The organism is Acinetobacter sp. ANC 4470, from assembly GCF_002135335.1.
Lineage (GTDB): Bacteria > Pseudomonadota > Gammaproteobacteria > Pseudomonadales > Moraxellaceae > Acinetobacter.
The window spans coordinates 280,597-295,501 of record NZ_NEGC01000004.1 but is presented as its reverse complement, the minus strand read 5'-3'; the positions used below and the strand labels follow the sequence as shown (position 1 = coordinate 295,501).

Here is a 14,905-nt window from a genome sequence, read left to right as displayed (position 1 = left end):
TGTAAGTGTAAAAAAATCCCTCAATAATGAAGGATAAAGTTCTCTCTCCCTATGGGAGAGAGTTAGAAAGAGGTGAAATTATAGTAACTCGATCGCTACAGCAGTAGCTTCACCACCACCGATACATAAAGCAGCAATACCTTTTTTACCGCCAGTACGTTTTAATGCATGAATCAAAGTCAAAATGATACGTGAACCAGTAGAACCTACTGGGTGCCCAAGTGCGCAAGCACCGCCATTAATATTCACTTTTTCAGCATCTAATTTGAAATCATCAATTGGGCACATGGTGACCATAGCGAAAGCTTCGTTAATTTCCCACAGATCAACATCGGAAGCTGTCCAGCCCGCTTTATCCAAAGTTTTTTGAATCGCACCCACTGGTGCAATGGTAAATTCTGAAGGGTGTTGAGAATTTGATGCATAAGCAACAATTTTTGCAAGCGGATTTAAACCTTTTGCTGATGCATTTTCTGCTGAAGTTAGTACTAATGCAGAGGCACCATCAGAAATAGAGCTGGCATTTGCAGCGGTAATTGTTCCATCTTTGGCAAAAGCAGGACGGAGTGTTGGAATTTTTTCTATATTGGCGTTAAACGGTTGTTCGTCTTTATCAATGACAATATCACCTTTACGTGTTGAAACCGTAACAGGAGCGATTTCATCTGCAAAATAACCTTCGGTAATGGCTGTTTGAGCACGTTTGAGTGAACGAATGGCAAAATCATCCATTTGTTGGCGTGTATAGCCACGGGTATTGGCCATATCTTGAGCAAAAGAACCCATTAAACGACCTGTTTCAGCGTCTTCTAAGCCATCAAGGAACATATGGTCTTTAATTTCACCGTGACCCATACGATAACCACCACGTGCTTTTGGCAACACGTAAGGTGCATTGGTCATAGATTCCATGCCGCCTGCAACCACAATTTTAGCAGAACCCGCTTTGATCATATCTGCGGCTTGCATCACAGCTTTCATGCCAGAACCACAAAGTTTATTAATGGTTACTGCGCCTGTTGAGTCAGGAAGGCCAGCTTGGCGCATTGCTTGACGTGCAGGACCTTGCTTTAATCCAGCGGGGAGTACACAACCCATAATAACTTCTTCGATATCAGTTGGTTGTAATCCTGAACGAGCAATCGCTGCTTTAATGGATACTGCGCCCAGTTCGGGTGCTGTTACACCAGCTAAACTGCCTTGAAAACCGCCCATTGCTGTACGTGCACCATTTACAATTACGATGTCTGTCATTTTCTTTACTCCGATATTTACTTTTAAGTCGATTATTTTTCAAACTTAAGCAGTATATTGAAAAATACTCAGGAATAAAGTCTGATAGCTCGCTAGTTGTAGACTCATGGGTTCTTAGCAAGTTGAAGGGTTTTCAATACGGATATGTCCCATATTACTGAGTATTATTTTATGCAGTGGTTGCTGATAGGTGGAACAATAATAAAAACTACCATTCGAACCAATAGGAAGCCCATTTGCTGCTTGAAAAGTTAAACTTGGAATGCTTAAAGTTCCTCTCCAGTTTAAATTGCCATATTTCAAGTTGGTTGATTCGGTCAGGATAATTTTTTCACTGACATCTACTTGTCTACTTTTATTGGAATCGAGAAAAACAATAAAACCTGAATTCCAATGGTTTATTTGACAATTTAATTTATCTTGGCTAGGACAAATGACAACATTGGTATGTTGAAGTGTGGCATGCGATTTTGCCAATTGAATACTTGAAATCAGTTTGTTGGTTGTTTTTATTGTTTCTTGTTTTGCCATTATTTCATGAAAATGAGGTAGGGCGAGAGTTGTGATAATTGCTAAAATAGCGATCGTAATGATGAGCTCAATGAGCGTAAAAGCATTTTTTTGTTTAAAAAACATTGAATTAACCTTTTGGTATATTTTTTTAATGGTTTATGTTGTTAATGGTTTATGTTATTAGTGTTTTGTTTTTGATCGTTTTTTCTGTAAGTAATATTTATTACTCAACTTTTAAGAAAACTGTTAAAATAATGCGCAAGTGACAATAAGCTATTCGCAATAAGAAATTGAGTAAAAAATTACCTAATTACAACGGAAATTGTAAGTAATTTTGTCAATAATTTACTTGATTAAATTTATCAAGCACTTGGAAAAAAATAAAGTGTTTGTATGATTCATAGTGAGTAGCTTAAAAATAAAACTGGGTATTAGAAAGCCTATTTCAGGATAGCCAAATTTTAGGCTTGAACTTGAACAACAATTGTTATCTCTGGAGGATAAATCCATGAAAATGAGTCGTATTGCACTAGCTATGCTAGTTGCTGCACCTTTAGCTGCTGCTAATGCTGGCGTAACTATTACCCCATTAATGGTTGGTTATACTTTCCAAGACACTGAACACAATGATAGCCGTGGTAACTTAATGAATGGTGGTCAAGAAATTCAAGACGATTTATTCGTTGGTGCAGCGATTGGTATTGAATTAACTCCATGGTTAGGTTTCGAAACTGAATATAACCAGGTTAAAGGTGATTCAGACCTCAATCAGGGTGAATATAAACAAACTCAAATCAATGGTAACTTCTATGCTACTTCTGATTTGATCACTAAAAATTATGATAGCAAAATCAAACCTTATGTATTGTTAGGTGCTGGTCATTATAAATATGATCTTGATAGCGTTGTTGGTCGTGAAGATCGTGGTACTACAGAAGAAGGTACTTTAGGTAACGCAGGTCTAGGTGCTTTCTGGCGCTTAAACGATGCTTTATCTTTACGTACTGAAGCTCGTGCTACTTACAATATCGATGAAGATTTCTGGAACTACACAGCTTTAGCTGGTCTAAATGTTGTTCTTGGTGGTCACTTGAAACCAGCTGCACCTGTAGTTGAAGTGGCTCCAGTTGAACCTGTTGTTCCAGTTCAACCAGTTCCACAAGAGTTGACTGAAGATCTTAACATGGAACTTCGTGTGTTCTTTGATACGAATAAATCAAACATCAAAGATCAATACAAACCAGAAATTGCTAAAGTTGCTGAAAAGTTAGTTGAATATCCAAACGCTACTGCTCGCATCGAAGGTCACACAGATAACACTGGTCCACGTGCATTAAACGAACGTTTATCTTTGGCTCGTGCTAACTCTGTTAAATCTTCACTTGTAAATGAATACAATGTAAACCCATCTCGTTTGTCTACTCAAGGTTTTGCTTGGGATCAACCGATTGCTGACAACAAAACTAAAGAAGGTCGTGCTATGAACCGTCGTGTATTCGCGACTATTTCTGGTAGCCGTACTGTAGTTGCTCAACAAGCTCAATAATTTATTATTGAACTGATCTAAAAAGCAGCCGTCAGGCTGCTTTTTTTATGAAAACAAAAATATATTTTTAGAATAATTAAAAGGTGTAGCGGTTAGATGCTTAATTCAATTTTTTAATTATTAAGTCATTTGATTTTTCAGCTCTATGTAACTCTCAGCCTTTGGGATTCAATAAATTTAGCTTGAGTAAGAGTGATCAAAGTCTTACTACAATCTGAACCAGAACAACAATACGCTCAATCTCTTTATCTTAGGTGGACAGCTCATATTTTGATTTATTCCTTATTGGAGTGAGAAGATTTATTCTGGTGCTAACTAAAGTATTCAATTATTTAACTAAATAGAATGGATATAGAAAGTCTTTTAATTTGAAAATTAAAATTTTGTCTGATTGAAATTATGTTAAGGCTAGAAATGGAATTTATTTTGTTCAGAGTATCTTGTAATGAATAGATGTATCAAAAGGTCATGTTGATCAGATATTTATTATTTTTGAAAAAGAAAAAGCAGCCTTAAGGCTGCTTTTTCTTTTTAGTAGAAGGTTAATTATCTTCTATATTTACGGGTTGGACATCCATTTCTTTGTATGGAATAAGCTTGGTTTTATATTTCCACTTATAACCTAACCAGATGACAAGAAATAGCGGAATACTAATATACGTTGAAGCTAAGCCTAACCAATCCACTTTTCCACCAATCAGTGCTTCATAGTTTTGACCTAGAATAATGATCGAGCAGAGGATAAAAGCAAACCATGGTGCAAATGGGAAGAACTTTGCCGTATAGGCTAAATCTTCCAGTTTATAACCTTGTGCTAAATAGCCTTTACGGAAACGATAGTGTGAAATCGCAATTCCTAACCAGACAATAAAGCCACACATCCCCGACATATTAAGCAACCAATTGAACACTTGTTGCTCACCAATGAAGGTGGTTAAAAAACAGAGTGCCGCAACTGCAGTCGTTGCATAAAGTGCATTCATCGGTACACCACGAGTATCCAGTTTTGCAAACCATTTGGGTGCGCGGCCTTCACGTGCCATGTCAAATAACATGCGTGTAGATGAATACATCCCAGAGTTACCCGCAGATAAAATGGCCGTTAAGATCACCGCATTCATTAAACTTGCAGCAAAAGCAAATCCTGCTTTTTCATACAGTAATGTAAATGGTGAAAGGGCAATATTGTCACCTGCAGCAGCTTGTAATAAACTCGGATCATCATATGCGACGAGTGTGCCAATAATGAAAATACACACCACATAAAATAATAAGATACGCCAGAAAATTTGCTTAATGGCAACAGGAATAGTTTTTTTAGGATCTTTAGATTCTCCCGCGGCAACCCCGACCATCTCTGTTCCTTGGAAGGAGAATCCTGCAATCATGGCAACACCAATCATGGCTTGTAGTCCACCGACAAAAGGTGCATCGCCTTTGGTCCAGTTGGAGAAAGTGACCATATTGGGTGTCAGGATGATTTTTGCAATCATGGCAATGCCAATAATAATAAAGACAATAATCGCAATGACTTTGACCAGTGAGAATAAAAACTCACTTTCACCAAAACCTTTCACGGTTAGTGAATTAATCGCAAAAATAATCGCAAGAAAAATGGCACTCCAGTAGAAACCGGGAATATCGGGAAACCAGAATTTCATAATGAACTGAACCGCAACCAGCTCAAAAGCAACCGTAATTGCCCAGTTGTACCAATAGTTCCAACCCAAGGCGAAACCAAAACCACCTTCTACATATTTAGTACCATAGGTAAAAAATGCACCTGAAGTGGGGTTGTGCGTGGCAAGTTCGCCTAAACTTGTCATTAAGAAATAAATCATTAAACCAATAAGAGCATAAGCGAGTAATGCGCCACCAGGACCTGCATTGGCAATGGTTGCACCAGAAGCGAGGAATAAACCTGTGCCGATGGAGCCACCAATCGCAATCATATTTAGATGGCGAGCACCAAGCTTCCGCTGTAGGTGCATCGGTTGATCAGTTGCACTCATCATTGTTCCTTAGATTTTTTTTGAGTGTTGGCGAACAGCACTTTAAAGCCTTGTTGATCTGCTTTAGTTGTACATTGACCAAAATTTTGCTCAATTAATAATGGGTAATTTAGAAAACGGTTGGCGACAATCCATAATTCACCGCCCGATTTTAAATGACGTCGTGAAGTTTTACATAAGCTTTCACTGGCGTTGTAATCAGTGTGGATACCTTGATGGAAGGGAGGATTGCTGACAATGGCATGTAAGAATAGTGGAGCATCTTCAATACCTGTCACTGCTTTAATTTCAAGTTGTTCTAGTGGGAGATTATTTTTTTCAAAGGTCATGCGAGTGGAAGCCAAAGCAAAAGCGTCAACATCCATCGCAAAAATTCGATTTTTAGGATTAAGTTTGGCTAAATAAGCACTGATGACACCCGAACCACAACCAAAGTCGGCAATTTTACCCGCAGTGACTTGTGATAAATAAGGTAAGAGAACCGCAGTACCAATATCTAAACGATTTTGACTAAAGACACCCGGTAAGGCACAGATATTCAAGTCGCCATTCGGTGTGGTAACGGTATATTGTTGTGCCCAGTCTTCCAGTTTTTTTGCGGTCACTGTTTTTTCAACGGTCATTTGCCACATTTGACAGTGACGTGCGCTATCTAATTTACAGGCTTTACCAAAAGGTAATAATTGTTTGGCAGCACGTTCAACGCCAGATTTTTTTTCGCCGACAAGGAAAATTGAAGCACCGATATTTAAACGGCTGACCACATTATGCAGGATGTAATTGAGTAATTCTTTTGACTTAGGGACAAAAATAATGGTTTGATCAAAACTGTCTTCAGGAAGATCAACACCAAAATGTACATTGGCTTGTTGGGTCTGAAAATATTGTAATTCATTATAATCCCATGTCCAGAAACATGGGGTGATGTCTTTCTCTAAATTGGAAAGTAAGTCATCCGTAGGTGCATTAATGAGTAGTACACGTCCAGATAGATATTCGTGCTGTCGAATGACAACTTCACTTCTAGGATCCATTTTTTTATCTCGCCATTGAAAAACTCTGCCCAGACAATGCTGGGCAGAGTTGATGCTGAAATGAAATTATTTCTTCGATTCAGGAAGAATAATGTTTAATAACAATGCTGCAATACCGCCTGTCGCAACACCAGAACTGAAAATATTACGAAATAATTCAGGCAGATGTTCAAGAATTTGAGGTACTTGTGCAACACCTAAACCAAGTCCTAGGGAAATGGCAATAATAAGTAAGGCACGACGGTCAAGTTGAATACCAGACAAAATATTAATGCCTGAAGCTGCAACCGCACCGAACATCACCATGACTGCACCACCAAGTACCGCTTGTGGTACGGCCTGAATCACGCCTGCAACAGCAGGAAATAAACCCAGAATAACCAGTAATATTGCAATCCAGATACCAACATAACGACTGGCCACACCCGTTAGTTGAATCACACCGTTATTTTGTGCAAAAACAGAACTTGGGAAGGTGTTAAAAATACCAGCAAGAAAAGAATTTGCACCATTGACCAGTACGCCACCTTTAATACGTTCCATCCATACTGGGCCATCTACAGGTTGATTCGATATTTTTGAAGTTGCGGTGACATCACCAATGGCTTCTAAAGATGTGACTAAATAGATGAATGCCATTGGAATAAATAAGCTCCAAGAGAAATTTAAACCAAAATGCATAGGTGTTGGAATTTGAATAAGGGGAGTGTCTTCTAAACCTGAAAAATTAAGATGTCCCATAAAACCAGCAACAATATAACCAATCACTAAAGCAATTAAAATAGCAGAGCTTTTGACCCAGACGATACGAACACGATTTAAAATCACAATAATCGCCAGTACCGTACATGACATGATGAGGTTGTCGGCATTGGCAAATGTTTTATCGCCCATGGCTTGATAACCTCCACCCATACTGATGAGACCTTCTTTAATTAAGGTCAAACCAATCAGTAGTACAACAATACCAGTCACCAATGGGGTAATTAATCTTTTCACCCAAGGAAGGATACGAGATACACCCATTTCAATAAATGAACCTGCAATCACCACACCAAAAATTGAGGCCATGACAGCTTCAACAGGTGTACCTGCTGCAACCATTGCAGAACCAATACCAATAATAGGACCAATAAAGTTAAAGCTAGTTCCTTGAACAATCAGTAAGCCAGCCCCAAAAGGTCCCACTTTTTTACATTGTAAAAAAGTTGCAATTCCAGAGATCACCAAAGACATGGACAAAATCATATTGGTGTCTTGTTTTGAGACACCTAAAGCCAAACAGATCAGTAAGCCAGGGGTGACAATCGGGACAATAATGGCCAATAAATGTTGCAGTGCAGCTAAAAAAGCGATGAATGGTTTTGGACGATCGTTCAATCCATAGACCAAATCTAGATGATGTTGTTGCTCGGGAGAGTTGTTTAAATCAGACATGTGAGAACGGTACAGCAGCAATTTGAGGCTATTCTAATCGAGTTACAGGACTTTACAAACCAAAAAAAGAGCGTTTTTTCAAAAAAACTTGTAACTGTCGATAAACTGTCACTACTAAAAGTCTGTATTTTTCTGTATAATTTGCCCTCAAATTTAAAGCGTATCGAATTTACATGTCAGATATTAAAACTCTCCGCAACATTGCGATTATTGCGCACGTTGACCATGGTAAAACCACTCTTGTAGACAAGCTTTTGCAACAATCGGGTGCGCTCGGTGACCGCGCGGGCGAGATTGAACGTGTTATGGATTCTAACGCGCTTGAGTCTGAACGTGGTATTACCATCCTTGCAAAAAACACTGCAATTAAATGGTTAGATAAACGTACAGATATTGAATACCGCATTAACATCGTCGACACCCCGGGACATGCTGACTTCGGTGGTGAAGTTGAACGTGTAATGTCTATGGTTGACTGCGTACTTCTTCTTGTTGATGCACAAGACGGCCCAATGCCACAAACTCGTTTTGTGACATCTAAAGCATTTGCGAGTGGTCTTAAGCCAATCGTTGTATTAAATAAAGTTGACCGTCCAGGCGCACGTCCGGATTGGGTAATGGATCAAGTATTTGATTTATTTGACAACCTTGGTGCGACTGACGAACAGCTAGACTTCCCAGTAGTATATGCTTCTGCAATTAACGGTATTGCTGGTCGTGATGTTGAAGCAATGGCTGAAGATATGACGCCATTGTTTGAAACCATCGTTGACATCGTTGAACCACCAAAGGTGGATGTTGATGGTCCGTTCCAAATGCAAATTTCATCTCTTGACTATAATAGTTTCGTAGGTGTAATCGGTATTGGTCGTATTCAACGTGGTTCTGTGAAAACCAATACCCAAGTAACTGTGATTGATAAAGATGGCAAAACACGTAACGGCCGTATCTTAAAAATCATGGGTTACCATGGTCTTGACCGTGTTGATATCGAAGAAGCAAATGCTGGTGATATCGTATGTATTACTGGTCTTGATGCACTTCATATTTCTGACACGATTTGTGATCCGAAAAATGTTGAAGCTTTACCACCATTGTCTGTAGATGAACCTACAGTTTCGATGACATTCCAAGTAAACAACTCACCGTTTGCTGGTCGTGAAGGTAAATTCGTAACTTCACGTAATATTCGTGAACGTCTTGACCGCGAATTGATTCACAACGTAGCTTTACGTGTTGAAGATACTGATTCTCCAGACCGTTTCAAAGTATCTGGTCGTGGTGAGCTTCATCTGTCTGTTCTTATTGAGAACATGCGTCGTGAAGGCTTCGAGATGGGTGTTTCTCGTCCTGAAGTAATCATGAAAGAAATTGATGGTGAAATCCAAGAGCCGTATGAAAATGTAACTTTTGACGTTGAAGAACAACATCAAGGTTCAATCATGGAGCAAATGGGCTTCCGTAAAGGCGAAATGACCAATATGGAACTTGACGGCAAAGGCCGTATCCGTATTGAAGCAACTGTTCCTTCACGTGGCTTAATCGGTTTCCGTTCTGAATTCTTAACCATTACTTCTGGTACTGGTATTATGACTTCAAGCTTCTCTCATTATGGTAAAGCGAAAGCGGGTACTGTAGCGAAGCGTCAAAACGGTGTACTTGTTTCAATGGTTAACGGTACTTGCTTAGCGTTTGCATTGTTTACATTACAAGACCGTGGACGTCTATTTGCTGAACCACAGTTAGAAGTTTATGAAGGTATGATCGTGGGTATGAACTCACGTTCTGACGACATGACTGTTAACCCAACTAAAGCGAAGCAGTTAACCAACATGCGTGCATCTGGTACAGATGAGGCATTAACGTTAACTCCAGCAATTCGTTTCACGCTTGAACAAGCACTTGAGTTTGTTGAAGATGACGAATTAGTTGAAGTAACACCTAAATCTATTCGTATCCGTAAACGTTGGTTGACTGAAAACGAACGTAAACGTAACCGTGGTAAATAATTTTTAATTATTGTCCATGACTGCGTTTGGTCATAAAAAGGTGCTATCAATTCGTTGATAGCATTTTTTTGTTTGAAATGAGCAACTAAATATATTCATTACGAATAATTCCAAGTAAATTACAAGGAATTCTGAATCTGTTCTTAATGTTTAAGCATAAGAAACAGTTCAATAAATATTCTAATAAAGAATAGTATCAAAGAGAAACTGGAGAAAAATATGAAGATTGTTCAAGAATTCAAAGAATTTGCCATCAAAGGCAATATGATGGATTTAGCGATCGGTGTCATCATTGGTGGCGCTTTCGGTAAAATCATTGATTCATTGGTTAAAGATATTCTTATGCCTTTAATTTCTGTTATTACGGGTGGGGGCGTCGATTTTACGCAAAAATTCTTTGTGTTAGGCGATAATCCGAATAATCTACAATCATTAGATGCTTTGCAAAAGGCAGGGATCAATGTTTTAACTTATGGTAACTTTTTAACGATCTTCCTAAATTTCCTGATTCTGGCTTGGGTGGTTTTTCTTTTGGTGAAAGTGATGAATCGGATGCGTAAACAAGCAGAGCCAGCACCTGCCGCAACGCCTGAAGATATTGAATTGTTACGTGAAATTCGTGATGAGTTGAAACGTCGTCCACAAGCTTAAATTGTAGAATGATGAAAAAAACGGCACTTTAGGTGCCGTTTTTTATTGAATCGCTCCCAACCTTCCTTTCTTGCACTTTGTTTTAAAGCAGTGTTTTAAAACTTGCTCAGGGAGGAGAAGTCCCTCTTTAAAAGGTAATGCCAGTCAATTAAGAAACTGATTGGTGTTTTTTTAAATTCATGATGTTATTTGATACGCGGAAACGTCATCCGCAACTTAAGCAATAAATAAAGCACGGCTTTATTTTACAGCGCAAGACAAGACTACTTTGAAAAAGTAAAGTTTCTACGATTAATTGATCAACAAAAAGTGTTTTACGAATTTTGCGGGTGATAAATGTTTTTCTTGCGGAGTATTACTCCTCATTTTGGCTAAGGAGAAACACTGTTTCGCAAGGAGTAATCTAGCAACAAGTGATTGATTTAAAAAAGACTCTATAGTGAATAACTAAAAAGCTAAGGGGTTAATTATGAAATCCCTTAACTGATCAGCATTACCTCTTTAAAAGGGGCATTTAGGGTGATTAATCCATGCGAAATTTAATTTCCAACAAATGCCAACCAAATTGACTCTTAATGGGGCCGTGCAATTCGCGTTCCGCTAAGGTAAATACGGCTTTATCAATTGGGCCGACCAGTTGTCCTTTTTTAATATCACCCAGTTCACCGCCTTTTTTGCCTGAAGGGCAGGTGGAATGTTGTTTGGCAACTTGGGCAAAGTCTGCACCGGCTTTTATTTTCTTTTTTAACTGTTCAGCCAGTTCTTTATCTTTGACTAAAATGTGACGGACGATGGCAGATTTCATGCTTTATTCCCTTTAGCTGGTGTCTTGGTGAGCATTTTAACGTTTTTTAAAGGCTGACATTGCGGACAAAATACACTGGCACGCTGTCCGAGTTTTAAATTTTCTAAAGTGGTTTCACAGTTCACACACATTTCACCCGCACGACCATAGGCCAATAGGGTTTGTTGGAAATAACCATTTTCGCCCATGGCATTACTATAATCGCGCAGGGTTGAACCGCCCAAATCTATGGCTTGTTTTAAGATTCGTTTGATTTCGACCACTAATTTTTCAATTTGCTGCATGCTTAAACTGGATGCAGGTTGAGCAGGGTGAATGCCTAAATTGAATAAACTTTCCGTGGCATAGATATTGCCGACCCCAACCACCATGTGGTTATCCATAATGGCAACTTTAGCAGCGACATTTTTCTTTTTAAATTTTTCGGCTAAGTAGTGAGCATTAAATGCTTCACTTAAAGGTTCCGGGCCTAAAGTATCAATTAACTTAGTTTGAGAGTTTTGGTCTAGCCAGAGAATGCAGCCAAAACGACGCGGATCGTGATAGCGAAGCTGTATATCTTCAAACTGAATGATCAAATGATCATGTTTACGCAATTCCGTATGGGACTCGCAAAGACGAAAACTCCCCGACATGCCCAAATGCCATAACATGCTGTCGTACTCAAATTCCGCCAAAATATATTTAGAGCGTCGCGTAAGCTTAAGTAATTTTTGCCCAGTTAGCTTTTGAATATCTTCAGGAATAGGCCAGCGTAAACTGGATTGTCGGACTTCAACAGAAATGACTTTTTGCTCAATTAAAGGCAATAAACTGGTTTTTGTGGTTTCGACTTCAGGTAATTCAGGCATTTTTAGCAAATTAAAATGGATTATGGCTAATATCGGGATGAACGGCCGAGAATACAAGTTTTAATTGAAGCATAAGGTGAGTTGTGCACATGCTGTAAATGATCGAGTTCAAGAATACATTGAAAATAAGCTAAACAATATAATAGATAACTTGCATAAATCAAAAAATGTTCAATATTCGATTCCTTAAAATTAGCACTGCCTCATTTGATTGGTTCAGTTTTTATACCTTTGTGTAGGCATTCTCTCTACTTTTGAAAGGCCAAAATGAGGAGCTTAAAATATATTTGAGTCCGCAAGAAAAACCTTTTGTTTCCCATACACGACATCCTGAACCAGTTTTAAGGCACTGCTTTAAAACGCAGCGCAAGGATGTGAAACGTGTGCATCCATGCCACACTAATGAATCCAATATTTCCTAAAGTTTATTTTCTAAGGTTGGCTTTACGAACTACTTGAGTTGATCGAAAAGTGACTTATGAAAGAAGTCTAATATCGAGCGGAACTACTCATATTATCCATTGAAAGTATTTATATTAGATACTTTGTTACAGTATGTGATCAATTCTGCAGCCACGGAAAGTTGATAATGCGTTGATAGTTGGTTTAAGCTCTAAAATCATTTTTTAATTTAAAATAGAGGCTTCTCAATGCAAAGTAAATCACAGATAAAGTCTATTAATATGACTTTACTTTGCTTGACGGCATGTATTTGTCAAAATCTTTATGCAGAAGCAGGTTCTACGGAACCTGTTTTACTTCCGACCTTAAAAATAGAAGCCACACGTACCGATACCGACTGGTTAGCAACACCAGCATCGGTCTATCGTATTGAACAAAAAAATAATGAAAATAATCTTGGGATTAATTTATCTGAAACCTTGAAAGGGGTACCGGGTCTACAGCTAAATAACCGTGAAAACTATGCACAGGACTTGCAACTGTCTATGCGTGGTTTTGGCGCGCGTTCAACCTTTGGGGTGCGTGGGATTCGTTTATATGTCGATGGCATTCCTGCCACCATGCCTGATGGTCAGGGGCAAACCTCAAATATTGATTTAAGCAGTCTAGATCACATTGAAGTCTTGGGTGGGCCATTTTCATCGCTGTATGGTAATTCTTCTGGCGGTACTATTTTAACTACTACTAAGCAAGGTCAAGGGCGTGATTCAATCGAGTTAGGCTATGCTGGGGGGAGTCATAACAAAGGTCGTGCAGATATTGTCTTACAAGGTGGAGCAGATAAAGCAAATGAGCCAAGTTACGTGGTCAGTTCTTCTTATTTTGATACCGATGGTTATCGTGATCATAGTTCAGCAAAAAAAGTACTGAGTAATGCCAAACTGACTTGGGATTTAGATGATGGTTCTAAAGTGAACTGGGTCATGAACCATGTTGATATTAATGCCGATGATCCACAAGGTTTAACCCGAGATCAATGGAAGGCCAATCCAAAACAACAAGTACCATTTTTAAAACAGTTCGATGTTCGTAAAGAGATCAATCAAACCCAAACGGGCGTTAATTGGTTAAAACCACTTGATGATCATAATGAAGTATATGCAATGGCTTATGTGGGACATCGCGAAGTCACTCAATACCAATCCATACCAAACACAGCTCAAGCTAATCCGCGCCATGCAGGCGGTGTGATTGATTTTAGCCGTGATTATTACGGGACTGATCTGCGTTGGACGGGTAAAGATTTACTACCAAATACACGATTTACCGCAGGATTTGCTTTTGATGCTATGGATGAAGACCGTCAAGGTTATGAAAACTTTGATAGTAATGGACATTATGGGGTAAAAGGAAATTTACGCCGTGATGAAAATAATACCTTATGGAATTTAGATCCATACCTACAAGCATCTTGGCAGTTTTTACCCACTTTGCGCTTAGACACAGGTTTGCGTTATAGCAATGTGCATTACCAATCTAAAGATCACTATATTCAAGGGACAAATGGTGATGATAGTGGTAAGACTGATTATGACAAGCTATTACCTTCAGCTGCATTCACTTGGGAAATAACTCCTCAACTCAGTAGTTATGTGAGTTATGCCAAAGGGTTTGAAACACCGACATTTACTGAAATGGCTTATCCAACAACAGGAACTTCTGGTATTAACTTTGGTTTAAAACCATCGACCAGTGACAACTATGAATTGGGTTTAAAAACACAAAATAGTTTCGGTAATTTTACCGCGGCAATTTTCCAATCTAAAACGCAAGACGACATCGTGTCAGGTGAAGCCAATAATGGTCGTAATACTTTTCGAAATGCCGATCAAACACTACGAGAGGGGCTTGAGCTGTCATGGAATAAAAATTTATGGCGTGATTTGACGGCACAAGCCAGTTATAGCTATTTAGATGCAACATTTGATGCAGAGGTTCCTCAAATTACTGATGTTAACGGTAACGTAATTGCAGCCCGTGTTGCAGATGGAAATTATATTCCCGGTGTGGCAAAGAATCAGGCCTATGTCGCTTTGGGTTGGCAGCCTGAAACAGGCTTTAATGCAGGGTTAGATGTTCGTTACATGGATAAAATTTATGTCAATGACACCAATACTGATACAGCACCAAGCTATACCGTGACCTCGGCAAATGTAGGCTATGTCTGGAAAAATGTGGATTGGAAAGTACGTACATTTGCACGTGTAGATAACGTGTTTGATGAAGACTATGTCGGTTCAGTGATTGTGAATGATGGTAATAGTCGATTCTTTGAACCAGCGGATGGTTTGAACTGGAGCGCGGGTTTAAGCGTAACTAAAGCATTTTAAG

Annotated in this window: 11 protein-coding genes; 4 read left to right on the top strand and 7 right to left on the bottom strand. The window is 38.9% G+C overall.

Annotation, left to right across the window (positions count from 1 at the left end):
* Positions 1-78: 78 nt before the first annotated feature.
* Together B9T25_RS08315 and B9T25_RS08310 are read right to left on the bottom strand one after the other, a co-directional pair.
* Entirely contained in the window at positions 79-1,254 is a 1,176-nt protein-coding gene (locus tag B9T25_RS08315; RefSeq protein ID WP_086187971.1) for a thiolase family protein, read from the bottom strand.
* 114 nt (positions 1,255-1,368) lie between these two features.
* Positions 1,369-1,890 carry a GspH/FimT family protein gene (locus B9T25_RS08310; RefSeq protein ID WP_086187970.1) on the bottom strand — a complete coding sequence of 174 codons (522 nt, stop codon included), beginning with the start codon at positions 1,888-1,890 and terminating at the stop codon, positions 1,369-1,371.
* A gap of 385 nt (positions 1,891-2,275) precedes the next feature.
* Here B9T25_RS08310 and omp38 point away from each other — a divergent pair, with 385 nt between their 5' ends.
* Positions 2,276-3,313: an outer membrane protein Omp38 gene (gene omp38, locus B9T25_RS08305; RefSeq protein WP_086187969.1), complete on the top strand. Its 1,038-nt coding sequence runs from the start codon at positions 2,276-2,278 to the stop codon at positions 3,311-3,313.
* A gap of 542 nt (positions 3,314-3,855) precedes the next feature.
* Here the strand turns inward: omp38 and B9T25_RS08300 are convergent.
* From B9T25_RS08300 to B9T25_RS08290, 3 genes are all read right to left on the bottom strand, one after another.
* Complete coding sequence (locus B9T25_RS08300) at positions 3,856-5,325, bottom strand: amino acid permease (RefSeq protein ID WP_086187968.1); 1,470 nt, start codon at positions 5,323-5,325, stop codon at positions 3,856-3,858.
* Positions 5,325-6,359: a class I SAM-dependent methyltransferase gene (locus B9T25_RS08295; RefSeq protein WP_086187967.1), complete on the bottom strand. Its 1,035-nt coding sequence runs from the start codon at positions 6,357-6,359 to the stop codon at positions 5,325-5,327. Before B9T25_RS08295 ends, B9T25_RS08300 begins: the two co-directional genes overlap by 1 nt.
* A 66-nt stretch (positions 6,360-6,425) precedes the next feature.
* Positions 6,426-7,796: a uracil-xanthine permease family protein gene (locus B9T25_RS08290; protein WP_086187966.1), complete on the bottom strand. Its 1,371-nt coding sequence runs from the start codon at positions 7,794-7,796 to the stop codon at positions 6,426-6,428.
* A 173-nt stretch (positions 7,797-7,969) separates the two neighbouring features.
* Here B9T25_RS08290 and typA point away from each other — a divergent pair, with 173 nt between their 5' ends.
* Both typA and mscL read left to right on the top strand, forming a co-directional pair.
* Positions 7,970-9,805, top strand: a complete 1,836-nt coding sequence (typA, locus tag B9T25_RS08285; RefSeq protein ID WP_086187965.1) for a translational GTPase TypA — start codon at positions 7,970-7,972, stop codon at positions 9,803-9,805.
* 219 nt (positions 9,806-10,024) lie between these two features.
* Complete coding sequence (mscL, locus tag B9T25_RS08280; RefSeq protein WP_086187964.1) at positions 10,025-10,456, top strand: large conductance mechanosensitive channel protein MscL; 432 nt, start codon at positions 10,025-10,027, stop codon at positions 10,454-10,456.
* Between the two features lie 523 nt (positions 10,457-10,979).
* Here the strand turns inward: mscL and B9T25_RS08275 are convergent.
* Complete coding sequence (locus tag B9T25_RS08275) at positions 10,980-11,261, bottom strand: peptidylprolyl isomerase (RefSeq protein WP_086187963.1); 282 nt, start codon at positions 11,259-11,261, stop codon at positions 10,980-10,982.
* Positions 11,258-12,112: a bifunctional DNA-formamidopyrimidine glycosylase/DNA-(apurinic or apyrimidinic site) lyase gene (gene mutM / locus B9T25_RS08270; RefSeq protein WP_086187962.1), complete on the bottom strand. Its 855-nt coding sequence runs from the start codon at positions 12,110-12,112 to the stop codon at positions 11,258-11,260. The genes B9T25_RS08275 and mutM overlap by 4 nt, the downstream gene beginning before the upstream one ends.
* 650 nt (positions 12,113-12,762) lie before the next feature.
* On the opposite strand from mutM, the gene B9T25_RS08265 reads away from it, so the two are divergent.
* On the top strand, positions 12,763-14,904 hold the full coding sequence (locus B9T25_RS08265) for a TonB-dependent receptor (protein WP_086187961.1): 2,142 nt from the start codon (positions 12,763-12,765) through the stop codon (positions 14,902-14,904).
* Position 14,905 lies beyond the last annotated feature (1 nt).